Genomic DNA, 25971 nt, shown 5'->3' with positions numbered 1-25971 from the left:
TTTTCACGAGCGGCGCCGATACGGCCGCGCCCGCGCCCATGCCCGGCGAACTCGACATCGTCGACTTGCGCGCCAGCGGCTGGCTGCAGCGCCTCGTGCGCCGCAAGATGCTAACGTCCTACCCGAGCCTCGCCGAGCCCGGCGACCTTCCGCCGGCTGAGCAGCGCAAGCCCGCGCGCAGGGGCATCGCGGTGCTGGTCGGCGGTGTCGTGGCCGGTATCGCGGCCGGCGCCTATTTCTATGCCGATCCGAACACCGCCCCCGGCGCGATGAGCGCGCGCCCCGCCGTCAGCGTGGCAGGCGCGGTTCACGATGGCGCCTCCGAGGCACCGCGCGCGAGCGATGCGCGGCATGCATCGTCGACGCGATCGAGTGCGAACGGGCACACGCCGGAGAAGGCAAGCCCCACGCGCGAAGCCCAGACATCGGAAGCGCTCGCCCGGAACGCCGGCGCCAAGGGCTCGCCGGCGCAGACTGCGATCACGTCGATGCACGCGGCGCCGAGTGTTCCGGTCGCAGCGCGGGCGGCGGCGGAAACCGCCTCGGTGACGGCGAGCGGCACGGTCGCGGCAAGCGTGTCCGCGAAGCCGCCGGTGCCCGCTGTGCCAACCGCAGTCGCGGCGCGGGCGTCGGCGGAAACCGCTTCGGTGACGGCGAGCGGCACGGTCGCGGCAAGCGTGTCCGCGAAGCCGCCAGCGTCCGCTGTATCGACCATGGTCGCGACGCGAGCAACGGCGGAAACCGCTTCGCCCGCATCGATCAGCACGCTCGCGGCAAGCACGTCCGCAAAGCCGCCGGTGCCCGCTGTGCCAACCGCAGTCGCGTCGCGAGCGCCGGCGGCAACCGCATCGGCTACGGCGAGCGGCACCGTCGCCGCAGTCGCGTCCGCGAAGCCGCCAGTGTTCGCTGCGTCAGCCACGGTCGCGGCGCGAACGCCGATGGAAACCGCTTCGGCGAGATCAAACAGCACGGTCGCGACGAGCGCGCCGGCAAAGCCGCCAGTGTCCGCCGCGTCAACCACGGTCGTGGCGCAATCGACGGCAAAGCCCACATCAGTCACAACGGGCACGCCCGCATCCAGTGCGCCCACGGCAGTCGCCGCAGCGAACGCGCCTTCGCACGCCGTCGCGACATCGGCTGCAATCGTCGCGACGAAGCCATCGACGACAGCCACGACGACGATCAACGCCGCCGCAGCGACAGCCGCGTCCGTAGCCGCCGCGACGCCTTCGATCAAACCCGCCATCGCATCGACGCAAAAACCGGAGCCGCGCGAAAACGCGACGCTGACGCTCGCAGCGCCGATTCCGGCAAAGCCCGTGACGCGCCCATCCGAACCGCCGCGCGGCGCGGCAGCGATCACGAACAAGGACAAGCCCGCCATTACACCGACGATCGCCGCGATCGAAAAACCCGCCCAGGAGCCGCTTCCCGCTTCCGTGGCGCACGACATCGCCGCGGTCCAGCAGGCGCTCGCCAATCGCGATCTCACGTCCGCGCGACGTCACATGCGCGGCCTCTATGCGAGCCAGCCACGCAGTCCGGAAATCCAGCAGCTTGCAGCCGAATTGTCGCGGCAGGAACGCGCGCGCGACGGCGCGATCACCAGCGCCCGCTCCTGCGCCGTGAAACAGGATCCGGCGTGCGCGCTGCGCAATGCCCGCCGCGCAGTGGCCCTCGACCCGCGCAATGCGCAGACCCACGCGACCTTGCGTCGCGCGCTCGCCGTGCAGAACGAATCCAATGCGGACTACTTCCGCCAGGCCAGCGCGATACCGAAGCCGATCGTCCCGGCCATGACCTTCGACGGCCGCTGGAGCGTGAATCCGAAGCACGGCGCGAAGGCGGGCGATCAGGACGACGCCCGCTTCACGCTTCTCGGCCTGGGCGTGCCGATGGTCGCAAAGGGACGTGGCGACGCGCACTGACGCGCATCGAAACAATCACGCGATTGCGAACGGAATAAGCCTCCGGGCCCATCCGTTTAGAGGTGACGAACGAACTGACGGCGCGCCGCTGCCGAAGGAGTCACCATCATGCAAACCGGATTGTGGAGCCGCCTCGTGGCTTCCGCCGCCGCGATCGTGACGTTGACGGGCCTCACCTCCTGCGGCGGCGGCTCGAGCGACAGCATGCCGTCGGCGACGCGCTTCAACATGACGATCGTCGTATCCGATGGCGCCGTCGCCGCGCCGCACACGGACCCGAACCTGAAAAACGGCTGGGGTGTCGCGTTCAATCCGAACGGCTTCGTGTGGGTCGCCGATAACGGCACGCAGAAGGCCACGCTCTACGACGGCAACGGCGTGGTTCAATCGCTCGTCGTAGCGATTCCGCCCACCGCGACGGGCCCCGCGAACCCGACCGGCATCGTCTTCAACAAGGGACCGGATCTGACGATCTCCCGCAACGGCAAGTCCGGCGTCGCGGCGTTCATCTTCGCGGGCGAAGGCGGTTCGATCACCGCGTGGGCGCCGGCCGTCGACACGACGCACGCGTTCACCGCCGTCGATTCGAGCGCGTCGGGCGCGATCTACAAGGGACTCGCGATCGCCACGACGGCGGCGGGCGGGCATCGGCTCTACGCGACCGATTTCCACAACAACAAGGTCGATGTCTTCGACGGCACGTTCACGCGGATCGTCGTGCCCGGCGGCTTCAAGGACACGCAGATTCCCGCGGGCTTCGCGCCCTTCGGCATCCAGGCGATCGGCTCGAAGATCTTCGTCACCTACGCGCAGCAGGACAGCGACGCCGAGGACGACGTGGCGGGCGCCGGCCAGGGCTTCGTCGACGTGTTCGACATCGACGGCAACCTGATGCAGCGCTTCGCCGCGAACGGCCCGCTGAATGCGCCGTGGGGCATGGCTCAGGCGCCCGGCAACTTCGGCACCTTCAGCAACGACATCCTCGTCGGCAATTTCGGCGACGGCACGATCAACGCGTTCGATCCGAATACCGGCGCGTTCGTCGGGCAATTCATGAACGCCGACGGCAAGCCGCTCGTGCAGCCCGGCCTCTGGGGCATCGCGTTCGGCAACAACCTGAACGCGCAGCCGTCGAACACGCTGTTCTTCGCCGCCGGTCCGAATGACGAGGCCGATGGCGTGTACGGACGCATCGATATGCAATGAAGCGCGCGCCGCTTTTCCCTGGGCGATGACGCCGGCCACGGACACCTCCTCGTCCGAAGTGCGCATCGCCACTCCGGGCGTCGTCCGTGGTTCGGGCGGCGCCCTTTTTATCGATGACGCGAGACGAGCGCACGAGCGCTGATCCGAAGCGCGGCTTGCTAGAATGCGCGCTTCAACTCCGCTCATCCGATGGACCTCGAAACCCTCCTCTTCTCCCAAGGCTTCGGGTCGCGCCGCCAGTGCCGCGGCATCGTCGCCGAAGGACGCGTGCGCATCGCGGGCGTCGTGCGCGACGATCCGCATGCCGATCTTCCCGTCGCGCCCGGTCTCGAATTCGAAGTCGACGATCATCGCTGGACGTATCGCGAGAAGGCGTACATCGCGCTCAACAAGCCCGCAGGTTACGAATGCTCGCGCGATCCGCAGCATCATCTGAGCATCTTTCATCTGCTGCCGCCGCAGCTTGCCGAGCGCGGCGTGCAGGCGGTCGGCCGGCTCGATCAGGACACGACCGGCCTGCTCCTGCTCTCCGACGACGGTGCGTTCGTGCACGCGTTCACATCGCCCAAACGCAAGGTGCCGAAGGTCTATCTCGCGACGGTGCGTCATCCGCTCGATGACGCGCAGCTCACGAAACTGCGCGAAGGCGTGCTGCTGCACGGCGAGTCGAAGCCGAACGCCGCGCTCGCGGCGAACCGGCGCGACGAGCGGCTGCTCGAACTCACCGTGCTCGAAGGCAAATACCATCAGGTGAAGCGCATGGTCGCGGCGGCGGGCAATCGCGTGGAGCAACTGCATCGCGAGCGCGTCGGCGGCTATGCGTTGCCTGAAACGCTTGCCGAAGGTGCATGGCGCTGGCTCGACGAAGCCGATCTCGCCGCGCTGCGCGACACGCCGCACAAAAACGCCTGACATCGCCGCGCCGACTGCGTTGCGCACGCACGACGATGACAGGTCGGACTGTCGGAGGCGCAGCGCACGATTTCGCCGATGTTCGCGGCCGTCATTGCATCGATCGACACGCATTCAGCATGCGAATCGGTAAAAGCCCTGAACAGCCGGCGCTGCGGCGCAGCATGCCTTCCGTGATCCGCCCTCATATACTGGTCTAACGGATACCGATAACGACTATCAAAAAAGCAGGAGGGCATCATGGTCCCCCACTCGACCGCCGCGCTGGTTGCGTTCGTTGCGCTGAGCGCTGTCCTCATCGGGGTGTTGGCCGTCGTCATGCACGTGCGTCACAAGGATTCGCCGAATCTCATCGGCGCATTGATCGGCGCGTTGATGTGCTTCGTCCTGCTCGAAACGATTCCCGCGCTGATCTAGCGCCGCGCGTTCGTCCGTAGGAAATCGTCGACCGTCGGATGGCGCAGCTCGTAGGCCAGCTCGCGCTTCAGGCGCGCGTTGGAGAGTCGCCGCGACTCGCGCATGAACGACAGCGTGATGGGTTCGAGGCGCGTTTGGGCCTCCGCTCGCGAAATGCGCGGCACGCGCGGGAGGCCGTACGCGTCCGCCACGCGGTCGAAATAGTCCGCCATGCGCAAATCGGTGTCGTCGGAGGCGTTGATGACGCGCTGCGGACGGCCGCGCGCGAGCGCGCGCACGAGAATTCCGGCGAGATCGTCGGCGTGAATGTGGTTCGTGTAGACATCGTCGGATTCGATGAGCGCCGGTTGCGCCCGCTCGATGCGCGCGAGCGGCAGGCGGTTGCCCGCGTAGATGCCCGGAATGCGCGCGATCGACACGCGCCAGCCGCTCTCCACGCCCGCCGCGCGAAGCTGCCGCTCCGCCGACACGCGCCGCCGCGCCCGCTCGTTCTCCGGCCGCGCGGGCCGCGTTTCGTCGATCCACGCGCCGCCGCAATCGCCGTAGACGCCCGTCGTGCTCGCATAGACCAAACGCAGGCCGGGGCGGAAGCTCGTTTGCCGGATGCTGGTCGGGAAAGGGCCGTCGGGTACAATGAAAGATGTTTTCGCGAACGAACTCGGGCGTTGGCCGGGCCGGCGCGAAGGCGCGCGTGACGGATCGCGCAACACATGCCGCGTTCGTGTATCGAAGGCCCGCATGTAGCCGCGTATCAGCCGCTGCGCCATGACCGGCGATTGCACTGCGCGCGCAATCGAACGGCGCGGCGCGCGCAAGGTGGCGATCAGGGCACGCGTGCGGCGGTCGTCGAGGCCATCGCGCGGCGGCGGGGCGAGATGCAGCACGCTTCGCGCAATGCCCGCGAGCCGTTTGAGGCTCTTGCGTGCATCGAGATCGCCGGGAATGGGCGTCGCGCCCGCCGCGCGCAACTCGCCCGCGCGCTCGGGATGATGCGTGAGCGCGATTACGCGGGGCGCCGCGGCGCGCGCCTGAAAGAGCGGCAGCGCGCGCATGCCGACATCGCCGCATCCGACGATCAGGACTCGCGCGCGACGAAGGTTTCGAGTGGCGATCATCCGGGCATTCTATCCGCCGCTCGAAACGGGCGTGCAGCGTCGAAAGAAACAACCCAAGAGACAACTCCACCCATCGCAGAATCGATCTATGGCTTTCAACGTAACGCTCCGGCAAAGCGGCCGGCAGTTTCAAGTAGAACCCGACGAACCGGTGCTCACCGCCGCGCTGCGTCAGGGCATCGGCCTGCCGTACGGCTGCAAGAACGGCGCGTGCGGCTCCTGCAAGGGCGCCGTCGTGAGCGGCGAAGTCGAGCAGGCGCCGCATTCGTCGTCGGCTTTGTCGAACGATGAAAAGACGCGCGGCATGGCCCTCTTCTGCTGCGCGACCGCGCAGACCGACCTCGAAATCGACGTGCGCGAAGTCGCGGGCGTCGGCGACGTGCAGGTGAAGAAGCTGCCGTGCCGCGTGAACGCGCTGGAACGCAAGGCGGACGACGTCATCGAGCTGAAACTGCAGTTGCCCGCGAACGAGCGCCTGCAATATCTTGCGGGCCAGTACATCGAATTCATCCTGAAGGACGGCAAGCGCCGCAGCTACTCGATGGCCAGCCCGCCGCATCACGAAGGCCCGCTCGAGCTGCATATCCGCCACATGGCGGGCGGCACGTTCACGGATCACGTGTTCGGCGCGATGAAGGAGCGCGACATCCTGCGCTTCGAAGGCCCGCTCGGCACGTTCTTCCTGCGCGACGAATCCGAGAAGCCCATCGTGCTGCTCGCGTCGGGCACGGGCTTCGCGCCGATCAAGGCGATCATCGAACATGCGGTGTTCAAGAATCTGAACCGCCCGATGACGCTCTACTGGGGCGGCCGCCGCAAGAAGGACCTCTACATGATGGACCTCGCCGCACAGTGGGCGAAGGACATCCCGAACTTCCGGTTCGTGCCGGTCCTCTCCGAACCCGATGCGAACGACAACTGGACGGGGCGCACGGGTTTCGTTCATCGCGCTGTCATCGAGGATCTGCCGGACTTGAGCGGCTATCAAGTGTACGCATGCGGCGCGCCCGTGATGGTGGAATCCGCGCAGCGCGATTTCACGCAGCATCATCGCCTGCCGGAAGACGAGTTCTACGCGGATTCGTTCACGAGCGCGGCGGATCTGGCGCATCCGGTCTGATGTTGCAGACAACCTGCACGCGGACAAAAAATCCGCGTGCACGGTTTACAGGCAGCAACCGCTTAACGTATCCTTCGCGAATGATCAAAACCCTGAACGCACTTCGACGTCGCCGCTCGCCGCTCCCCTAGGGATGCCGCTGGCTCGTCATGCATTTGCGCTCACGGTTCGGTTTGTTCAAGCGCACGAAATGAAGCCACGGCAATCCGTGGCTTTTGTTTTTTCCGCACCGTTTTCATCTTTCTCTCGCACTAGCCCTCGTGGAGCCCGCTGTCATGAATTTCAATGAGTACCCCGTTGATTCGCTGATGTACATCACGAACCGTCCCGAGATCGTGTTCACGCACGGCAAGGGTTCCTGGCTCTACGACAACACGGGCAAGCGCTATCTCGACTTCATCCAGGGCTGGGCCGTGAACGCACTCGGCCACTGCAACGAAGGCATGATCGAAGCGATCGAGAAGCAGGCGCGCACGCTGATCAATCCGTCGCCGGCGTTCTACAACGGACCGATGGCGCAGCTCGCGGACCTGCTCACCGCGAACAGCTGCTTCGACAAGGTGTTCTTCGCGAACAGCGGCGCCGAAGCGAACGAAGGCGCGATCAAGCTCGCGCGCAAGTGGGGCAGGAAGTTCAGGAACGGCGCGTACGAGATCATCACGTTCGACCACAGCTTCCACGGCCGCACTATCGCGACGATGTCCGCGAGCGGCAAGGCCGGCTGGGACACCATCTATGCGCCGCAGGTGCCGGGCTTCCCGAAGGCCGATCTGAACGATATCGCGTCGGTCGAGAAGCTCATCAACGAGAAGACCGTCGGCGTGATGCTCGAGCCGATTCAGGGCGAAGGCGGCGTGATCCCCGCGACGCGCGAGTTCATGCAGCAGCTGCGCGAGCTGACGAAGAAACACAACCTGCTGTTGATCGTCGATGAAGTGCAAAGCGGTTGCGGGCGCGCCGGGACCTTGTTCGCGTACGAGCTCTCGGGGATCGAACCGGACATCATGACGCTCGGAAAGGGCATCGGCGGTGGCGTGCCGCTCGCGGCGCTGCTCTCGAAGGCGGAAGTCGCGTGCTTCGAAGCAGGCGATCAGGGCGGCACCTATAACGGCAATCCGCTGATGACGGCGGCCGGGCATTCGGTGATTTCGCAGCTCGTCGCACCGGGCTTCCTCGAAAGCGTGCGCGAGAAAGGCGAGTATCTGAAGCAGGCACTGCTGAAGCTGTCGGCGGAGCGCGGCTTCAAGGGCGAGCGCGGCGAAGGCCTGCTGCGCGCGCTGCTGCTCGACAGCGACAAGGGTCCGCAGATCGTCGAAAAGGCGCGTCTGATGCAGCCCGACGGCCTGCTGCTCAACGCGGCGCGCCCGAACCTGCTGCGCTTCATGCCCGCGCTCAACGTGACCACGGACGAGATCGACCAGATGATGTCGATGCTGCGTTCGGTGCTCGATTCGCTGTGATCATCCGCGAGTTCGATGCAGGCGATCGCGATGCCGTGATCGCCCTGTGGCGCGATGTGTTTCCGGAATACGCGGATGCATCGCGGCCGCAGCGGGATCCTTCGTTATCGATCGATAACAAGATGAAGATGCAGCCGGAGCTGTTCTTCGTCGGCGCCCTCGACGGCAACGTGATCGGTACGGTCATGGCCGGCTACGACGGGCATCGCGGCTGGGTGTATTCGCTCGCGGTCGCGCCATCGCTGCGCGGACGCGGCTTTGGCAGCGCGTTGATGAAGCACGCGGAAGCCGCGTTGACGAAGCTCGGTTGTCCGAAGGTGAATCTGCAGATTCTGTCGTTCAGGACTGAATTGCGCGGGTTCTATGAAAAGCTCGGTTATCGGATGGATGAGGTCGTGAGCCTCGGCAAGCGGCTATGAAAAAAGCCGGCTGTCTTGCGACAGCCGGCTTTCTTCTTTCAGCAACCCGCGAACTTACTCGCCAAGATAGGCCGCGCGAACCTTCGGATCATCTAGCATGACCTTCGCGTCGCCGGACATCGTGACCATGCCCGAATCCATCACATAACCGCGATTCGCCGCCTGCAACGCGAGACGCGCGTTCTGCTCCACGAGCAGCACCGTCAGGCCTTCCTTCGAGATTTCACGCACCACTTCGAAGATCTTCTCGACCATGATCGGCGAGAGACCCATCGACGGTTCATCGAGCAGCAAGAGCTTCGGACGCGACAGCAGCGCGCGCGCCATGGCCAGCATCTGCTGCTCGCCGCCCGACAACGTGCCCGCATACTGCGACGCACGCTCCTTCAAACGCGGAAAGAAGCCGAACATGCGCTCGGTGTCCTTCTGGATGCCGTCCGAATCGTTGCGCAGGTACGCGCCCATCTGCATGTTCTCGAGAATCGACATGCGCGCGAAGATGCCGCGACCTTCCGGCACCATCGCCAAACCGCGCTTGAGCAGCTCGTGCGTCGGCACGCCCTTGATCGACTGGCCCATATACTCGATATCGCCGCCCGAGTAAGGCTTGAGACCGGTGATGGCCTTCATCGTCGTGGTCTTGCCCGCACCGTTCGCGCCGATCAGCGTGACGAGTTCGCCCTGCCCGACTTCCAGATCGACACCCTTCACCGCCTGGATGCCGCCGTAGTTCACCTGCAGACCCTTGACCTTCAACATTGCGCTTGTGGTCGCCATTTAGTGCACCCCCGCACCCAGATATGCCTCGATCACCTTCGGGTCCTTCTGCACGTCCTGCGGCAGACCTTCGGCGATCACCTTGCCGTAATCGAGCACCGTCATGCGGTTGCACAATCCCATCACGAGTTTCACGTCGTGTTCGATCAGGAGAATCGTCTTGCCGTCCGCGCGGATCTTGTCGAGCAGACGCGTGAGCTCGACCTTTTCCGTCGCATTCATGCCGGCGGCCGGTTCGTCGAGCGCGAGCAGCTTCGGATCGGTCGCCAGCGCGCGCGCGATCTCCAGACGACGCTGGTGACCGTACGACAGATTGCGCGACGTGTAGTCCGCGTATTGCAGCACGCCGACGTACTCGAGCAGTTCGAGCGCGCGTTCCTTGATCTCGCGCTCCTCGCGGCGCTCGGCCGGCGTCTGGAACACCGCGCCCAGCAGTCCGTGCTTCGTGCGGACGTGACGGCCGACCATCACGTTTTCGAGCGCGGTCATGCCGCCGAAGAGACGAATGTTCTGGAACGTGCGCGCGATGCCCGCCTTCGCCACCTGATACACGGCGGTCGGCGTGTACGCCTGACCGTCGAGACGGAACTCGCCCGAATCCGGCGTGTAGAGGCCGGTGATCACGTTGAAGAACGTCGTCTTGCCGGCACCGTTCGGGCCGATCAGACCGTAGATCGTGCCTTCCTGGATTTCGAGGCCGACATCCGACAACGCCTGCAGGCCGCCGAAGCGCTTGTTGACGCCCTTGACGGAAAGTCGTGTTTGTTTATCGCTCATGTTCTGAATCTCCGCCTTATGCGCGCACCGGCTTCTTGCCGCTGCGCTTTGCGATCTTCGCGATCTTGTCTTCGTGTTTCGCGGCCGGCCACAGACCTTCCGAGCGATACAGCATGATCAGCACCATCGCCAGGCCGTACAGCAGCTGACGGATGACTTCGGTATCCACGATCTGATGGCCGAAGATGGCGTGTTGCAGCGGACCCATCGTCGAGCGCAGGAATTCGGGGAACACGGCGAGCAGCACCGCGCCGAGAATCACGCCGGGGATGTGGCCCATGCCGCCGAGCACCACGCACGCCAGCACGACGATCGATTCCCAGAACGTGAACGATTCCGGCGACACGAAGCCCTGGAACGCGCCGAACATCGCGCCCGACAGACCGCCGAACGATGCGCCCATCGCGAACGCGAGCAGCTTCACGTTGCGGGTGTTGATGCCCATGGCCTTCGCGGCGATTTCGTCTTCACGAATGGCGGCCCATGCGCGGCCGATACGCGAATGCTGCAGACGCGTACAGACCCAGATCACGAACAACGCGCACAGCACGAACAGGTAGTAGTACAGGTAGACGGACGGGAATTTGAAGCCCAGGAACTCGTGCGTCTGCGCGAGGCTGAAGTCACCGACGTGCACCGGAGAGATGCCCGTGATGCCCTTCGGACCGTTCGTGATGTTGATCGGACGATCGAGGTTGTTCATGAAGATCCGGACGATTTCCCCGAAGCCCAACGTCACGATCGCGAGATAGTCGCCGCGCAGACGCAGCGTCGGTGCGCCGAGCAGCACGCCGAAGGTCGCCGCGAGCGCCATCGCGATCGGCACGATGATGAAGAACGGGAAGTGAAGCCCGGTCGGCGCGAGCGCCGCGATCCATTCGAACTGCGTCGAAAGCTGCGGCGACGACAACAGCGCGGCGGTATACGCGCCGACCGCGTAGAACGCGATGTAGCCCAGGTCGAGCAGGCCGGCGAAGCCGACCACCACATTCAGGCCCAGCGCGAGCATCACGTAGAGCATCGCGAAGTCGAGCACGCGGACCCAGTAGTTGCCGCCCGCTGCGCCGATGACCATCGGCGCGGCAATGACGAACACGGCGGTGAGAATGCCCACGACGAGCGTTTTCGTCATGTTCTTCTCGGGGATGAGCGTCGTGGACGGCTCGATCGGTTGAATCGAAGTCATTTTTATGAGCTCCTCTCAGTCTTTAAGCGCGGTCCGCGACACGTTCGCCGAGCAGACCCGACGGACGGAACACGAGCACGATGATCAGCACGATGAAGGCGAACACGTCCTGGTAGTTGGAACCGAAGACGCCGCCCGTCAGGTTGCCGATATAGCCGGCGCCCAACTGTTCGATGAGACCGAGCAGCACGCCGCCGACCATCGCGCCGCCGAGGTTGCCGATACCGCCCAGCACCGCCGCCGTGAACGCCTTCAGGCCGGGAATGAAGCCCATGTAGAAGTGTGCGTTGCCGTATTCCGAGGCGATCATCACGCCCGCCAGCGCCGCCAGCGCCGAGCCGATCATGAAGGTCGCGGAAATCACGAAGTTCGGGTTCACGCCCATGAGCGAGGCGTTAGCCGGATTCTCGGCGATCGCGCGCATCGCTCGGCCGAGCTTGGTCTTGTGCACGAGGAGCAGCAGGCCCGCCATCACGATGAACGCAACGACGATGATCACGATTTCGGTCATCGAAATAACCGCGCCCGGACGGGTTTCGTCGGCAGCGATCACGTTGATCGGATCGGTCGGCAGAAGCTGCGGGAACGCGAGAGGATTGCGGCCCCAGATCATCATCGCGATGGTCTGAAGCAGAATGGACACACCGATTGCGGTGATCAGCGGGGCGAGACGCGGCGCCTTGCGCAGCGGCCGGTACGCGACTTTTTCGATCGTGTAGCCGACGATCGCGCAGACGATTGCGGCAACGATGAGCGCGATCGTCAACATGATCGGCCCGGGCAGACCCGGGAAGTGGTTCTGCATGACGCCGATGGCCGAGAGCGCAACCATCGCGCCGACCATCAGCACGTCACCGTGCGCGAAGTTGATGATGCCGAGAATGCCGTACACCATCGTATAGCCTAGTGCGATGATGGCGTAGACGCTGCCAAGCACCAGACCGTTGAGGATCTGCTGGATGAAAATATCCATTTAAAGCTCCTTAGCCCCGTGCGATTCGATAACGCTTTATCACCGGCCGATAAACCGGTGTGAAGCGAAATCTGAAGCGGCACTGCGCGTACTTTTTAAAAAACCGGTAAGGGTCAATCGTCCGATCGTCCGCTCGCCGCCGGATGAGGCCGCGAGCGTTTCCCGGACGGATACGAAAACGGCGCTGTCGGTTTGGCGCCGCTGGCTTGCTGCTACTTACTGCCTGACGACGTCGAGCACGTCCTTCTTCTTGTCCTTGAAGTCGTAAAGCGTAATCGTCCCCGCCTTCAGGTCGCCCTTGTCGTCGAATGCGATATGCCCCGTCAGACCGTTGAAGTCGGTCGTGGCGATCGCAGCGAGCACCTTGGGCGCCTCGATGGAATTCGCGCGCTTCATTGCATCGACGATCACGTACATCGCGTCATACGTGAACGGCGCGTAAATCTGCACCGGCTGGTGAAAGCGAGCCTCGTACTTCTTTTCGAAGTCCGCTCCCTTGTCCATCTTCGAAAGCGCGAGTCCCGCCTCCGAGCAAACGATGTTCTGCACCGCGTCGCCCGCGAGTTCGGCCAGCTTTTCTGTGCAGACGCCATCGCCTGCGAGAATCTTCGATTTGATGCCGAGCGCCGCCGCTTCTTTCGCGAACGGGCCGCCCGTCACGTCCATGCCGCCGTACATCACGACATCCGGCTGAATGCGCTTGATCTTCGTCAGGATCGCCTTGAAATTGCGAGCCTTCTCGGTGGTCTGCTCGCGGCCGACGATCTTCACGCCGCCCGCCTGCACGGTCTTGGCGAACTCATCGGCCAGTCCCCGGCCGTAGGCGGTGGCGTCGTCCACCACGACGACCTTCTTCGCATGCAGCGTCTTCATCGCGTAGCCGGCCAGCACGGGGCCTTGCAGCGCGTCCGTGGCCACGACGCGAAACGTCGTCTTGTAACCTTGCTTCGTGTACTCCGGATTCGTCGTCGATGGCGAAATCTGCGCGATGCCCGCATCGCTGTAAATCTTCGACGCCGGTATCGACACGCCCGAATTCAGGTGGCCGATCACGGCGACCACATGGTCGTCGACGAGCTTCTGCGCCGCCTCCGTACCGACGCGCGGATCGGCCGCGTCGTCCTGGCTGTCGAGCTGGAGGCGAATGGAACGCCCGTCGATCGTCAGACCTTGCGCGCTGATCTCCTCCAGTGCGAGACGCGCGCCGTTTTCATTGTCCTGGCCGAGGTGGGCCTGCAAGCCCGTCAAAGGCGCCACATGACCGATCTTCACGACAGTTGCCTCACTCGCCGGCGCAGGCGCGGACGCGGCCGGCGCGGAAGCGGAACTCGCCGCCGACGCTGCCGTGCTCGCCCCGCTTTCGTCCTTCTTGCCGCATGCGGTCGTCATTGCAACCGCAGCCGCGATCGACACGGCGTGAGCAAACTTGAATCGCATCAAATAGGTCTCCTGCGCCCCTAAAAACTGTCGTCGTGAACCCTTCTGGCCTCAAGACGCGCGAATTGTAACGCTAAATATGAGACGAGCAATATTCTTGCGTGGCGGGGTTTTCCTGCATTGCAACCACCATTTTCCGGCGATTTTCCCGCGAAAGCGCAACCGGGTTGCGATTCGATTTTGTGCAGTAGTTGCACCATAACGGGAACAGGTTTAATCGCCGGGGTTCGAAGGGTTACGTTTGCTTATCGGATTTACGGGGAAACCCTGAAGTTTTTTAGAAGAAAATACTCAAACCGGCGAGTGCACCAAGACGGTGTTCACGCTTGGTTTCGTCTCGCGCGCCAGGGTTCCGCCGGGTGTCGCAAGGTCCTGTCGACGGGCGAAAAAAAAGCGCCCGGAGGCGCTTTTCGAGGAAGCCGACTAACTTATTGCGGCAGCGACAGCCCGCGCGGCAGCGGAAAGGAGATCGTCTCCTCGATGCCTTCGAGCGAACGCACGTTGCGCACGCCGAGCTCGCGCAAACGTCCGATGACGGCCTGAGCCAGCACTTCCGGCGCCGATGCGCCCGCCGTCACCCCGATGCGCTTCTTGCCCTCGACCCACGCCGGGTCGATCTGCGTCGGCGAGTCCACCATATAGGAAGGGATGCCGCGCTTCTCGGCCACTTCACGCAAGCGGCTCGAATTCGAGCTGTTCGGGCTGCCCACGACGATCACGACATCGCATTGCGGCGCAAGGAATTTCACCGCGTCCTGGCGGTTCTGCGTCGCGTAGCAGATGTCCTGCTTCTTCGGCTCCTTGATCTGCGGATACTTCGCCTTCAGCGCGTCGATGATCGCGGAGGCGTCGTCGACCGAAAGCGTGGTCTGCGTGACGTACGCGATGCGCTCGGGATCCTGCAGATCGAGCTTCAGCACGTCGTCGATATCCTCGACGAGATGCATGCCTTCGCCCGACTGGCCCATCGTGCCCTCCACTTCCGGATGGCCCTTGTGCCCGATCATCACGATGTCGAACCCTTCCTGGCGCATCTTCGCCACTTCGATATGCACCTTGGTCACGAGCGGGCAGGTCGCGTCGAACACGCGCAGGCCGCGCGCTTCCGCTTCGCCGCGTACCGCCTTCGAGACGCCGTGCGCGCTGAAGATCAGCGTGGCGCCTTCGGGCACGTCGGCCAGATCTTCGATGAAGATCGCGCCCTTCTTGCGCAGATCCGCGACGACATAGGCGTTGTGGACGATCTCGTGGCGCACGTAAATGGGCGCGCCGAAGAGCTTGATCGCGCGCTCGACGATTTCGATCGCGCGATCGACGCCGGCGCAAAACCCGCGCGGCTGCGCGAGCAGGATTTCGACGTCGGTCTGAACTTCGTTGAGGCTTTCAATCATGGTTACAGAATTCCGATGATTTTCACTTCGAAGACGAGCGCCTGGCCCGCGAGCGGGTGGTTGAAGTCGAACAGCGCCGCGGTTTCGCCGACTTCCTTCAGCACGCCCGCATAGCGGCCGCCGTTCGGCGCGTTGAATTCGACGAGATCGCCGGGAGAAAAATCCTCGCCGATCATGCTGTTTTCGCGCAGCGTCGCGAGCGACACCCACTGGACGAGCTCCGGATTGCGCGGCCCGAACGCCTGATCCGGCGTTAGCTGAAAGGTCGAATGGTGGCCGACCTTCAGGCCCAGCAGAATCTCTTCCAACGGCGGCGCGAGCTGGCCTGCGCCGAGCAGGAGGGTCGCGGGCTTGTCGGTGAACGTGTTGACGATGTCAGCACCATCGGCAAGCGCGAGCCGGTAATGAAGCGTGACGTGCGAACCGGGTTTCACCTCGGAGATATCGATGATGCTCATGAGTATTGGATGTGGCCGTTCATTTGAAGGCGGGGCGCGGGCCCCGCATGGGGCGGCTCTTCGGCGCGAGGCAGCGAACCGCGCGGCGCCGGTGCGAACCGGACGCCAAAACCGCTATTGTAAGACAGAGTTGTGTCGGGACGTGCCACACGGCTCAGTCCCGTGTGCTCTCGCGCGCGCGACAAGACGTCCCGGGAGGCTCAAATGAGTGCCGATCTGCGGCTCGTGCAGCCGCCCGATGCGCCCGACGCGCCCGACGTGATCGACGTGATCGACGCGCCCGAATCCGCACTCAGGTTGCCCATCCGCAAATGGGCGCGTACCGAGCGTCCGCGCGAGCGTCTCCTCGATGCGGGCCCCGCGACGCTATCGGACGCGGAGTTGTTCGCCTTGTTCCTGCGCACCGGCGTGTCGGGCGTGAGCGCGATCGATGTCGCGCGCCAGTTGTTGCGGCGTTTCGGCTCCCTGCGCGGCGTGCTCGATGCCTCCGAGCTGGAGTTGCGAGAGCAGCGCGGCATCGGGCCGGCGCGCGCGGCGACGCTGCTCGCCGTGTCGGAACTGTGCCGGCGCGCGCTCGCGGAAAAGGCGCGCGGCCGCGAACTGATGAACGCGCCGGGCGCGGTCGAGGATTATCTGCGGCTTCTGATCGGTACGCGGCCCTACGAAGTGTTCGTCTGCCTGTATCTCGACGCGCGCCATCAGTTGCTCCTCGCCGAGGAGTCCGCCCGCGGTTCGCTCACGCGCGTGGCCGTGTATCCGCGCGAAATCGTGCGGCGGGCGCTCACACTCAACGCGGCCGGGCTGATCGTCGCGCATAATCATCCGTCCGGTGGCGTCGAGCCGAGCGCGAACGACCGACGGCTGACCAAAACGCTCCAGGACGCGCTGACGCTCATCGACGTGCGGCTGCTGGATCATGTCGTCGTCGCGGCAAACGAAGTGTTTTCGTTTGCACGACAAGGCTGGCTGTGATACTGCCGAGCCATAAATGGTTTGATATTGCAGCGTTTTTCCTGCTACAATCCACGTTTGCTTTTCTCAACCCGCCTGCTCTGAGCTTACGCGGCCCTCATTGGCATAACCGTGCTGCCAAGTCCCCGATCGGCAAATTGGGCGATAAGAGGCATCGAACCGGAAGCGAGTGCTTTCATTCGAGCGTTCGACTCAGACTAAACGTGTATTAGGAGTGTCCTCATGGCACGCGTATGCCAAGTAACTGGGAAAGGCCCGATGTCGGGCAACAACGTTTCCCACGCAAACAACAAGACCAAGCGTCGTTTCCTGCCGAACCTGCAGAACCGCCGTTTCTTCGTTGAAAGTGAAAATCGCTGGGTGCGTCTGCGCGTCTCGAACGCCGGCCTGCGCCTGATCGACAAGAACGGTATTGACGCCGTGCTCGCAGACTTGCGCGCACGCGGTGAAATCTAAGGAGCACGCACATGGCCAAGGGCGCACGCGACAAGATCAAGCTGGAATCGACCGCAGGCACGGGTCACTTCTACACGACGACCAAGAACAAGCGCAACATGCCGGAAAAGATGGCGATCAAGAAGTTCGATCCCGTCGTCCGCAAGCACGTTGAGTACAAGGAAACCAAGATCAAGTAAGCCGCTTGATATTGAGTAGCCTGACGAAGACAGCAGAGAGCCCCGCAATCGCGGGGCTTTTTGTTTTTCGGCGCCGGATTTCACGCGATTTACACACGACCGTACGGGTGTTTTCGCTGTCACACAGGGTTCATGCGGGGTATGCTTGCCGGCTATCGACGGGCATACGGACGGAGAACGGGCAGCATGAATTTCGATGTAGCGATCGTGGGAAGCGGCCTTGCAGGCTTGAGCGTCGCGCTGAATCTGGCTGAAACGCGGCGTGTCGCGATTCTGGCGAAGCGCGCGGCGAGCGTCGGCGCAAGCGACTGGGCGCAAGGCGGCATCGCGGCCGTGCTGGACTCGGCCGACAGCGTCGACAATCACGTCGACGATACGCTCGTTGCGGGCGGCGGCCTGTGCGACGAAGCGGCGACGCGCTTCATCGTCGAGAACGGGCGCGCGGCGATCGAATGGCTCATCGACGAGGGCGTGCCCTTCACGCGCGATGTCTCCGCCGAGCTCGGCTTCCATCTGACGCGCGAAGGCGGCCATAGCCATCGCCGCATCATTCACGCAGCCGACGCCACCGGTCACGCGGTCGTCACCACGCTGAGCGAGCGCGTGCGCAACCATCCGAACATCACCGTTCTCGAAGATCACTACGCGATCGACCTGATCACGTCCGGTCGTCTCGGGCTGCCAGGACAACGCTGTCACGGCCTTTACGCGCTCGATCTCCACTCGGGCCGCACGGTGACGATTCAGGCGCCTCACACCGTGCTCGCGACGGGCGGCGCGGGCAAGGTCTATCTCTACACGACGAATCCCGACACCGCGACCGGCGACGGCATCGCGATGGCGTGGCGCGCGGGCTGCCGCGTCGCGAACATGGAGTTCATCCAGTTCCATCCGACGTGCCTGTTTCACCCCTACGCGAAGTCGTTCCTCATTTCCGAAGCGGTGCGCGGCGAAGGCGGCATTCTGCGCCTGCCGGACGGCACGCGCTTCATGCCCGCGCACGACGAGCGCGCAGAACTCGCGCCGCGCGATATCGTCGCGCGCGCGATCGACTTCGAAATCAAGAAGCGCGGCATCGATTGCGTGTATCTCGACATCAGCCATCAGCCGCGCGCGTTTCTCGAAGAGCACTTTCCGACGATCCTCGCTCGCTGCCGCGAATTCGGCATCGATATCGCGAAGGAGCCGATTCCCGTCGTGCCTGCCGCGCATTACACGTGCGGCGGCGTCGTCACGGATCTCGCGGGGCGCACGGATCGCCCCGGACTGTATGCGGTCGGCGAAACCTCGTACACCGGTCTGCACGGCGCGAACCGGCTCGCGAGCAACTCGCTGCTCGAATGCCTCGTGATCGGCCGCGCGGCGGCGCAGGCGATCGAAGCGGACGGGTTTTCGAACGGCTGTCACGCCGAATTGCCCGACTGGGACGAGAGCCGCGTGTCCGATCCGGACGAGGAAGTGGTCGTCGCGCACAACTGGGACGAGCTGCGGCGGCTGATGTGGAATTACGTCGGCATCGTGCGCACGGACAAGCGTCTCGCGCGCGCGCAGCATCGGCTCGCGCTCCTGCGCGACGAGATCCACGAGTACTACGCGAACTTCAAGGTGAGCCGCGACCTGCTGGAATTGCGCAATCTTGTGGATGTGGCGTCGCTGATCGTGGAAAGCGCGTGCTCGCGGCGCGAGAGCCGCGGCCTGCACTACAGCCGCGACTGGCCCGAGACCTTGCCGAAGGCGCTGCCGACGGTGTTGATGCCGCCGGCCGCGCGCCGCACGAGCCTTTAGAGAATACGCATCGAGAAGTCGGTCGCGCGCACGTCCTTCGTGAGCGCGCCGATGGAGATGCGGTCCACGCCGGTTTCCGCGATGGCGCGGACGGTGTCGAAATTCACGCCGCCGGACACTTCGAGCAACGCACGGCCGGCCGTGATGCGCACGGCATCGCGCATCATGTCGGGCGTGAAGTTGTCGAGCAGGATCGATTCCGCGCGATGGGCCAGCGCCGTTTCGAGCTGCTCCAGCGTTTCCACCTCGATCTGAATCGGCACGCCTGCGTTCAAGGCGAGCGCCGCATTCATCGCTGCGCCCACACCGCCCGCCGCCGCGATGTGGTTTTCCTTGATCAGCATGCCGTCGTAGAGCGCGAGACGCTGGTTCGCGCCGCCGCCCACCCGCACCGCGTATTTCTGCGCGAGCCGCAAGCCCGGCAGCGTCTTGCGCGTATCGAGGATACGCGCGCGGGTTCCTTCGATCGCATCGACATAGCGGCGCGTCGCCGTTGCGACACCCGACAGCAGTTGCAGGAAGTTCAGGCCATTGCGCTCCGCGGTGAGCAGCGAGCGCGACGGCCCGTGCAGCAGCACGACGGGCGAATTCGCCGCCATGCGATCGCCTTCGCGGTATTGCCATTCGACTTCGATCGTCGGATCGACGCGGCGCATCACTTCGTCGAACCACGGCACGCCGCACAGCACCGCCTCCTCGCGCACGATGATGCGCGCCGTGCGCCGCGAATCCGCGGGCACGAGACGGCCGGTGACGTCGCCGCTGCCGACGTCTTCATCGAGCGCATCGACGACATTGCGCGCGAGCGCTACGTCGAACGCTTCGCCGTATTGGGCGCGGACTTCTTCGAAGATCGGCGAGACAGCCATCACGCGGCTCCCACATTGGTGAACAGCGCGGTGTCCTTGGCCAGGTCGCCGCTCGTCTGCACGCGCTTCTTGTGACGCGCGGCGAAGTCGAGCATGCGGTCGATCGGCACGCGCGCGCGCAGCCCGATGGCCGGATCGACGTGAATCTCGTTGTGACCACGCTCCAGGACATCGGCGAGATTGGCGAGGCCGTTCATCGCCATCCACGGGCAATGCGCGCAGCTCTTGCAGGTCGCGCTGTTGCCGGCGGTCGGCGCTTCGATGAAGGTCTTGCCGGGCGCGGCGAGCCGCATCTTGTGCAGAATGCCGAGATCCGTAGCGACGATGAAGTGCTTTGCGTCCATGCGCACGGCGGCGTCGATGAGCTGCGTGGTCGAGCCGACCACGTCCGCGAGCGCGACGACGCCTTCCGGCGATTCCGGGTGCACGAGAATCTTCGCGTCGGGATACTCGTTGCGCAGCAGATCGAGTTCGACGCCCTTGAATTCGTCGTGGACGAGACACGAGCCCTGCCACAGCAGCATGTCCGCGCCGGTCTTCTTCTGAATGTAGTTGCCGAGGTGCCGGTCCGGCGCCCACAAAATCTTTTCGCCGCGCGCGTGGAGATCGGCGACGATTTCCAGACCGATCGACGATGTGACCATCCAGTCCGCGCGCGCTTTCACGGCCGCGCTCGTGTTCGCATACACGACGACCGTGCGGTCCGGATGCGCGTCGCAGAACGCGGAGAACTCGTCAGCGGGGCAGCCGAGGTCGAGCGAGCACGTCGCGTCGAGATCGGGCATCAGCACGCGCTTGTCCGGGCTCAGGATCTTGGCCGTCTCGCCCATGAAGCGCACGCCCGCCACTACGAGTGTCTTCGCCGCATGATCGCGGCCGAAGCGCGCCATTTCGAGCGAATCGGCGACGCAGCCGCCGGTTTCGTCGGCAAGCTCCTGGAGTTCGGCATCGACATAATAATGCGCCACCAATACCGCCTCTTCCCGCTTCAGCAGCGCGCGAATGCGCTCCTTCAGCTCGCGCTTCTCTTCCGGCGACGGCGCGCTCGGCACCCTCGCCCACGCCTCGCCAACTCCACACGTGAGGCCTTGCGGCCGGTCGTACTCGACGCTCCTGATCGCTTCCATGTCCCTGTCCCCTGCTCCATACCAACAACGTGACGCGAAAATTCGGCCGCCAAAAACAAAGACCCCGCCAGAGCGGGGTCTTGTGACGTCCATAAATTTTAACGGATATCGCGCGTCAGGCGTAGCGGCGCAGGCGCAAAGCGAAATCCTGCAGAGCCTTGATGCCGCTCTGTTCCGCGCGATGGCACCAGTCCTGCAATTGCGTGGCCAGTTGCTCGCGCGAGGCGTTGGAGCGGTCCCACATCGACGAAAGGTCCTTGCGCAGCTCGATGAAGGTGCGCAGCTTCTGATTGTCCGACGTGAGTTCCGGCAGTTGCTTGAGCTGCGGCTCGTTCAGGCCGTCCTCTTCCTTGTGGAACCACTTCCGCGCGCCGCGCATCAGCTGATACTTTTCGCGCGCGCCGGCTTCCTTCAGTTTCGCAAGTTCCTGCGCGTAGGCGCGCTTGAGCGCCTTGCCGTAACGCGCCATCACTTCGTAGCGGTTCGACAGCACGGCCTGCAGCGTGTCCTGATCCACGACGGCCTTGCTCGCGGCGAGCTTCGGCGTGGGCGCGACCTTCTTCACTTTCGCGAGGCCGACCATCGACATCATGCGGATGTACATCCAACCGATATCGAACTCGTACCACTTGCTCGACAGCTTCGCGGACGTCGCGAACGTGTGGTGATTGTTATGCAGCTCCTCGCCGCCGATCAGGATGCCGAGCGGGAAGATGTTCGTCGATGCATCGGACGAATTGAAGTTGCGGTAGCCCCACCAGTGCGCGAGACCGTTGACCACGCCCGCCGCCCAGAACGGAATCCAGATCATCTGCACGGCCCACACCGACAGACCGACGATGCCGAACAGCGCGACGTCGATCACCATCATGACGCTGATGCCGAGAATCGGATAACGCGTGTAGATGTTGCGCTCCATCCAGTCGTTCGGCGTGCCGTGACTGAATTTGCGCATGGTTTCTTCGTTTTTCGCTTCGGCGCGATAAAGCTCCGCGCCCTCGAGCAGCACCTTCCAGATGCCGCGCGTCTGCGGGCTGTGCGGATCTTCCTCGGTTTCGCACTTGGCGTGGTGCTTGCGGTGGATCGCCGCCCACTGGCCGGTCAGCATGCCTGTGGTCATCCACAGCCAGAAGCGGAAGAAATGGCTCGCGACGGGATGCAGGTCAAGCGCGCGGTGCGCCTGGCAGCGGTGCAGATAGATCGTGACGCCGGCGATGGTGACGTGAGTCATCGCGAGCGTGAACAGCAGAATCTGCCACCAGGAAAAGTCCAGCAATCCGTTGGCGAGAAATTCGAGGGAAGAATTCAGCAAGGCGGTTTACCTGTGTAGCTGTGAAATTCGGGAAAAATGGCCGGTCAAACTGGCTTCGGGCAACTTGTTGTGCGCATGAAAGGAACGTGCGCAAGTTCGATCGCATTCTACTGCATGCGTTCCAAGTCTTTGTACTAAAGGTGAAATTTTTTGAATCGTAGCAAAACGAGGAAAAACTGACGCCTCGAAATGGTGCTGATTCTCTTGCCAAATCGAAAGATTGCGCCTCCGCAGCCAATCAGGCCGCGGGTGCCGCACCGCGATCATCGATTTCGGCATTTAGTACCGATTCGCCGCCCGTTCGGGCGACGCCATCGATAATCCTTATCTCGCGCTGAGCGTACGGGATTTCAATGCCATGTTCCGAGAATAACCGCCAAACGGCACGATTCACGTGCGACTTTACGCCGCCCGTGCCCTTCGCGGCTTCCTCGATCCAGAAACTCAGCTCCAGATTGATGCCGTCGGCGCCGAAGCTCGCGAGCAGCGCGGCGGGCGCCGGGTCCTGCAGCACGCGCTCGACGCCTTGCGTCGCCTCGACGAGCAGTTGCATCGCGCGTTCGACGTCGCAGCGGTAGCTCACCTGCACCGCGATCTTGGCATTGCCGCGCGTGAGGTACGACGAATGGTTCTGCACCACGTCGGTGATGAGCTTTTCGTTCGGAATCAGGGTCTCGATTCCGTCCAGCCCGCGCACGACGGTGTAGCGCGTGCGGATCTGCGTGACGGTGCCCTGACTGCCGGCGACATTGATCATGTCGCCGAGGCGCAAGGAGCGGTCGAGCAGGATGATGAAGCCCGATACGTAATTGCTCGCGATCTTCTGCAAGCCAAAGCCGAGCCCGACGCCGAGCGCGCCGCCGAACACGCCGAGCACGGTGATGTCGATGCCGACGATCGACAGGCTCACGAGAATCGCGGCGAGGATCATCAGCGCCCGTCCGACGCGCGCGAGCACGACCTTCAGGTTCGCATCGAGGGAACGGGCGCGCATCAGGCGGTCGTCTAGCAGCGCGCCCGCCCACATCGCGACGATCAGCGTCACGCACACCCACAGCACGCCCGACGCGAGCGAGAGCAGCGTCATGTGCGCGTTCGCGAAGTTGAAGCGCACGCTCGCCATCCAGTGAACGACATCGTCCTGGATGCCCATCACGGTGAGCAGCATCGCGACCCAGACGATCGCCGTCACGAGCTTCTCGAAGAGATAGAGCAGCGCGTTCGCCTCGTGCTCCGCCTGGCCGCGGCTGAACACGCGCCGCGCGACGTAGAGCATCGTGTAGATGACGGTGATGCCGCACAGCGGCACGAGCGCGAGACGCAGGAACGACGTGTGGATGAACGGCGTGAGCGCCACCTGCGCGATCGACACGAACACCGTGCCGAGCAGCGGAAAGAGCGCCTTGTTGAGACTTTCCGCGCTGAAGCGCACCGCTTCGAAACGCGACTGGCGACGCGCGTCGAGCTTCTTGCGAAGCAGACGCGCGCACCACCAGGCGACCACGAGCAGGCCGAGCAGCACCGCGACCTGCCAGATCATCTCCGACTCGCCGAAATCGCGAAAAAGCCGTGTGGAGAGCTCGGTCAGGAAGCGGTTCTGCATTGCTTACGCGGTTTCTTCAGCCGCTTTGGGCGCTTTCGCGGCGTCCGGCACGCGCTCCAGCACCGCCGCGAAGAAGCCATCGGTGCCGTGCTTGTGCGGCCACAACGACAGAAATTCGCCCGTGTCGAGGTCGATGCGCTGTTCCGCGAGCACGTCGCGCGCGGGCACCACGCGGAAGTTCGGATGCGCCTCGAGGAACTGCTTCACGACGCCTTCGTTCTCCGCTTCGAGCATCGAGCAGGTCGCGTAGACGAGACGCCCGCCGGTTTTCACGAGGCGCGCGGCGCTCGTGAGGATCGAGAGCTGCTTCGGCGTGAGTTCCGCGACGGTCGCGGGCGACTGGCGCCACTTGAGGTCCGGATTGCGGCGCAGCGTGCCCAGGCCCGAGCACGGCGCATCGACCAGCACGCGGTCGATCTTGCCCGCGAGGCGCTTGATCTTCGCGTCGTGCTCGCTGTCGATCAGCACGGGATTCACGTTCGACAGCCCGCTGCGCGCGAGGCGCGGCTTCAGCTTGGCGAGACGCCGGTCGGAGACATCGAACGCGTAGAGGCGGCCGGTCGAGCGCATCATCGCGCCGAGGGCGAGCGTTTTGCCGCCCGCGCCCGCGCAGAAATCGACGATCATCTCGCCGCGGCGCGGGGCGATCAGCGAGCAGAGGAGCTGGCTGCCCTCGTCCTGCACTTCGATCCAGCCTTCCTGGAACGGCGCGAGACGCGTCAGCGCCGGTTTGCCGTCCACGCGGATGCCGAACGGCGCGAAAGGCATTTCGCCCGCGTCGATGCCCGCGCCGGTCAGCGCCTTCAGCACATCGTCGCGGCTCGCCTTGATCGGATTCGCGCGCAGGTCGAGCGGCGCCGGATAGTTCAGCGCGGCGGCCAGTTGCGCGAGTTCCTCGGGCTCGAAACGCTTGCCCATCGCGTCGTAGATCCACTGCGGCAGGTTCGTGCGCACGCGCACGGGCAGGCTCGCCGGATCGATCTTCGAGACTTGAGCGAGCCACTGGTGCTCGTCGGCGGAAACGAAGGGCTTGAGCGCCGACAGACCGGCTGTCTGCATCAGCCCGAGCAGCGCGAGACGGCGTGCCTGGTTGCCGCTGCCGCTTTCCGCGAGGTGCGAAAACTCCATCTTCCGGCGCAGCACCGCGAACACGGCTTCGGCGATCACGCCGCGCTCGCTGTGTCCGAGCTTCGGATGCGCGCGGAAAAAGCGGCTCGTCGCGGCATCGGCGGGGCCGGCGAAGCGCAGCACGTCCGCCAGCAATGTTTCGGTTTGTCCGATCAAAAATCCATGCAGCCTCATACGCCCTCCCCGGCAATGTCGGCAAAGAGCCATTGCGGCTCAGACGGCGTGAGCGCGACGCGCTCCCCTTCGATAGAAAGACGCCCTTCGATGAACCAGCGCACCGCGCGCGGGTAAATGACGTGCTCGACCTTCAGCACGCGCGCGGCCAGCGCCGCGGCATCGTCGCCGGCGATGACCGGCACCGCGCCTTGGGCCACGATCGGCCCGTGATCCAGCGTGGGCGTGACGAAATGCACGCTCGCGCCGTGCACGCGCACGCCGGCGTCGAGCGCCTGCTGATGCGTGCGCAGGCCCGGAAAACACGGCAGCAGCGACGGATGGATGTTGAGCATGCGCCCGGCATATTTCCCGACGAAGGCGTCGGTCAACACGCGCATGAAGCCCGCCAGCACGACGAGATCGGGCTCGAAGCCATCGATTTCACGCGCGAGCGCGGCATCGAACGATTCGCGCCCGTCGAACTGACGATGATCGACCACAGCGGTTGCGATGCCGTTCGCTTGCGCGAAGCCTAGCCCGGCGGCATCGGGCCGGTTGGAAATGACCGCGCAGATGCGGGCCGGCCAGCCTTCGCGCGCGCATGCACGCACGACGGCCTCCATGTTGCTCCCGCGTCCGGAGATCAGAATGACGATTTTTTTCATCCGCGGATTTTATCATTCGCGAGGTGCGAAAATCGTGCCAAACGGGATCGGCGCGGGCACCGGCCTGCCCGCGCGCGCCCGTCGGTCCGTGCGAGCGTTTATAATCTAACGCTTTGCGGCATCAGCCCCTCCCACCGACCAAC

26 protein-coding genes are annotated in these 25971 nt (G+C 64.3%); 11 read left to right on the top strand and 15 right to left on the bottom strand.

Features of this window, described 5'->3' with window-relative positions; all coding sequences use genetic code 11:
- Positions 1-307 precede the first annotated feature (307 nt).
- Positions 308-1453 (bottom strand): hypothetical protein, encoded by a 1146-nt coding sequence (locus AWB78_RS26050; protein ID WP_198399351.1) that lies wholly within the window; start codon positions 1451-1453, stop codon positions 308-310.
- Between AWB78_RS26050 and AWB78_RS26045 the strand changes: the two genes are divergently transcribed.
- The 4 genes from AWB78_RS26045 (at position 1440) to AWB78_RS47740 (ending at position 4463) form a co-directional block, all read left to right on the top strand.
- On the top strand, positions 1440-1928 hold the full coding sequence (locus AWB78_RS26045) for a hypothetical protein (protein WP_198399350.1): 489 nt from the start codon (positions 1440-1442) through the stop codon (positions 1926-1928). The genes AWB78_RS26050 and AWB78_RS26045 overlap by 14 nt on opposite strands.
- 108 nt (positions 1929-2036) lie before the next feature.
- Complete coding sequence (locus tag AWB78_RS26040) at positions 2037-3134, top strand: TIGR03118 family protein (protein WP_062608841.1); 1098 nt, start codon at positions 2037-2039, stop codon at positions 3132-3134.
- Positions 3135-3323: 189 nt separating this feature from the next.
- Positions 3324-4046 (top strand): pseudouridine synthase, encoded by a 723-nt coding sequence (locus AWB78_RS26035; RefSeq protein ID WP_062608840.1) that lies wholly within the window; start codon positions 3324-3326, stop codon positions 4044-4046.
- 240 nt (positions 4047-4286) lie between these two features.
- Positions 4287-4463, top strand: coding sequence for a hypothetical protein (locus tag AWB78_RS47740; protein ID WP_198399349.1), 177 nt, complete (start codon positions 4287-4289; stop codon positions 4461-4463).
- Here the strand turns inward: AWB78_RS47740 and AWB78_RS26030 are convergent.
- Positions 4460-5578, bottom strand: coding sequence for an NAD-dependent epimerase/dehydratase family protein (locus AWB78_RS26030; protein ID WP_062608839.1), 1119 nt, complete (start codon positions 5576-5578; stop codon positions 4460-4462). The two genes, AWB78_RS47740 and AWB78_RS26030, sit on opposite strands and share 4 nt — an antisense overlap.
- Positions 5579-5666: 88 nt before the next feature.
- Here AWB78_RS26030 and AWB78_RS26025 point away from each other — a divergent pair, with 88 nt between their 5' ends.
- From AWB78_RS26025 to AWB78_RS26015, 3 genes are all read left to right on the top strand, one after another.
- A complete protein-coding gene (locus tag AWB78_RS26025) occupies positions 5667-6698 on the top strand; it encodes a CDP-6-deoxy-delta-3,4-glucoseen reductase (RefSeq protein ID WP_062608838.1) in 1032 nt (343 codons plus the stop codon).
- A 275-nt stretch (positions 6699-6973) separates the two neighbouring features.
- Positions 6974-8158 (top strand): acetylornithine transaminase, encoded by a 1185-nt coding sequence (locus AWB78_RS26020; protein WP_062608837.1) that lies wholly within the window; start codon positions 6974-6976, stop codon positions 8156-8158.
- Positions 8155-8577: a GNAT family acetyltransferase gene (locus AWB78_RS26015; RefSeq protein WP_062608836.1), complete on the top strand. Its 423-nt coding sequence runs from the start codon at positions 8155-8157 to the stop codon at positions 8575-8577. Before AWB78_RS26020 ends, AWB78_RS26015 begins: the two co-directional genes overlap by 4 nt.
- A 54-nt stretch (positions 8578-8631) precedes the next feature.
- Here the strand turns inward: AWB78_RS26015 and AWB78_RS26010 are convergent, their stop codons facing one another.
- The 7 genes from AWB78_RS26010 to AWB78_RS25980 form a co-directional block, all read right to left on the bottom strand.
- Positions 8632-9336, bottom strand: a complete 705-nt coding sequence (locus AWB78_RS26010) for an ABC transporter ATP-binding protein (protein ID WP_096031846.1) — start codon at positions 9334-9336, stop codon at positions 8632-8634.
- An 18-nt stretch (positions 9337-9354) separates the two neighbouring features.
- Positions 9355-10131 carry an ABC transporter ATP-binding protein gene (locus tag AWB78_RS26005; RefSeq protein WP_062608834.1) on the bottom strand — a complete coding sequence of 259 codons (777 nt, stop codon included), beginning with the start codon at positions 10129-10131 and terminating at the stop codon, positions 9355-9357.
- A gap of 16 nt (positions 10132-10147) precedes the next feature.
- Entirely contained in the window at positions 10148-11317 is a 1170-nt protein-coding gene (locus AWB78_RS26000) for an ABC transporter permease subunit (RefSeq protein WP_062608833.1), read from the bottom strand.
- Between the two features lie 22 nt (positions 11318-11339).
- The gene (locus AWB78_RS25995; RefSeq protein WP_062608832.1) at positions 11340-12290 is read right to left on the bottom strand and encodes a branched-chain amino acid ABC transporter permease; all 951 of its coding nucleotides are present in this window, start codon (positions 12288-12290) and stop codon (positions 11340-11342) included.
- Positions 12291-12506: 216 nt separating this feature from the next.
- Entirely contained in the window at positions 12507-13727 is a 1221-nt protein-coding gene (locus tag AWB78_RS25990) for a branched-chain amino acid ABC transporter substrate-binding protein (protein WP_062608831.1), read from the bottom strand.
- A gap of 428 nt (positions 13728-14155) precedes the next feature.
- Positions 14156-15118 carry a 4-hydroxy-3-methylbut-2-enyl diphosphate reductase gene (gene ispH, locus AWB78_RS25985; RefSeq protein WP_062608830.1) on the bottom strand — a complete coding sequence of 321 codons (963 nt, stop codon included), beginning with the start codon at positions 15116-15118 and terminating at the stop codon, positions 14156-14158.
- Between the two features lie 2 nt (positions 15119-15120).
- Positions 15121-15576, bottom strand: a complete 456-nt coding sequence (locus AWB78_RS25980) for an FKBP-type peptidyl-prolyl cis-trans isomerase (RefSeq protein WP_062608829.1) — start codon at positions 15574-15576, stop codon at positions 15121-15123.
- 204 nt (positions 15577-15780) lie between these two features.
- On the opposite strand from AWB78_RS25980, the gene radC reads away from it, so the two are divergent.
- From radC to nadB, 4 genes are all read left to right on the top strand, one after another.
- The gene (radC, locus tag AWB78_RS25975; protein WP_062608828.1) at positions 15781-16548 is read left to right on the top strand and encodes a RadC family protein; all 768 of its coding nucleotides are present in this window, start codon (positions 15781-15783) and stop codon (positions 16546-16548) included.
- Between the two features lie 222 nt (positions 16549-16770).
- Positions 16771-17004 (top strand): 50S ribosomal protein L28, encoded by a 234-nt coding sequence (gene rpmB / locus AWB78_RS25970; protein ID WP_008351171.1) that lies wholly within the window; start codon positions 16771-16773, stop codon positions 17002-17004.
- Positions 17005-17015: 11 nt separating this feature from the next.
- On the top strand, positions 17016-17183 hold the full coding sequence (gene rpmG / locus AWB78_RS25965) for a 50S ribosomal protein L33 (protein ID WP_006478046.1): 168 nt from the start codon (positions 17016-17018) through the stop codon (positions 17181-17183).
- A gap of 186 nt (positions 17184-17369) precedes the next feature.
- Positions 17370-18968: an L-aspartate oxidase gene (gene nadB, locus AWB78_RS25960; RefSeq protein WP_062608827.1), complete on the top strand. Its 1599-nt coding sequence runs from the start codon at positions 17370-17372 to the stop codon at positions 18966-18968.
- Here the strand turns inward: nadB and nadC are convergent.
- From nadC to purN, 6 genes are all read right to left on the bottom strand, one after another.
- Positions 18965-19837, bottom strand: coding sequence for a carboxylating nicotinate-nucleotide diphosphorylase (gene nadC, locus AWB78_RS25955; protein ID WP_062608826.1), 873 nt, complete (start codon positions 19835-19837; stop codon positions 18965-18967). The two genes, nadB and nadC, sit on opposite strands and share 4 nt — an antisense overlap.
- Positions 19837-20964 (bottom strand): quinolinate synthase NadA, encoded by a 1128-nt coding sequence (gene nadA, locus AWB78_RS25950; RefSeq protein ID WP_062608825.1) that lies wholly within the window; start codon positions 20962-20964, stop codon positions 19837-19839. Before nadA ends, nadC begins: the two co-directional genes overlap by 1 nt.
- Before the next feature lie 115 nt (positions 20965-21079).
- Entirely contained in the window at positions 21080-22276 is a 1197-nt protein-coding gene (locus AWB78_RS25945; protein WP_062608824.1) for a DesA family fatty acid desaturase, read from the bottom strand.
- A 238-nt stretch (positions 22277-22514) separates the two neighbouring features.
- Positions 22515-23879, bottom strand: a complete 1365-nt coding sequence (locus AWB78_RS25940) for a mechanosensitive ion channel family protein (RefSeq protein ID WP_062608823.1) — start codon at positions 23877-23879, stop codon at positions 22515-22517.
- A gap of 3 nt (positions 23880-23882) precedes the next feature.
- Positions 23883-25181, bottom strand: a complete 1299-nt coding sequence (locus tag AWB78_RS25935; RefSeq protein ID WP_062608822.1) for an RsmB/NOP family class I SAM-dependent RNA methyltransferase — start codon at positions 25179-25181, stop codon at positions 23883-23885.
- Positions 25178-25828 carry a phosphoribosylglycinamide formyltransferase gene (purN, locus tag AWB78_RS25930; protein ID WP_062608821.1) on the bottom strand — a complete coding sequence of 217 codons (651 nt, stop codon included), beginning with the start codon at positions 25826-25828 and terminating at the stop codon, positions 25178-25180. The genes AWB78_RS25935 and purN overlap by 4 nt, the downstream gene beginning before the upstream one ends.
- Positions 25829-25971 lie beyond the last annotated feature (143 nt).

Origin of the sequence: Caballeronia calidae (assembly GCF_900044055.2) — a bacterium.
Taxonomy (GTDB): domain Bacteria; phylum Pseudomonadota; class Gammaproteobacteria; order Burkholderiales; family Burkholderiaceae; genus Caballeronia; species Caballeronia calidae.
This window is presented reverse-complemented; position numbering and strand designations above follow the sequence as displayed.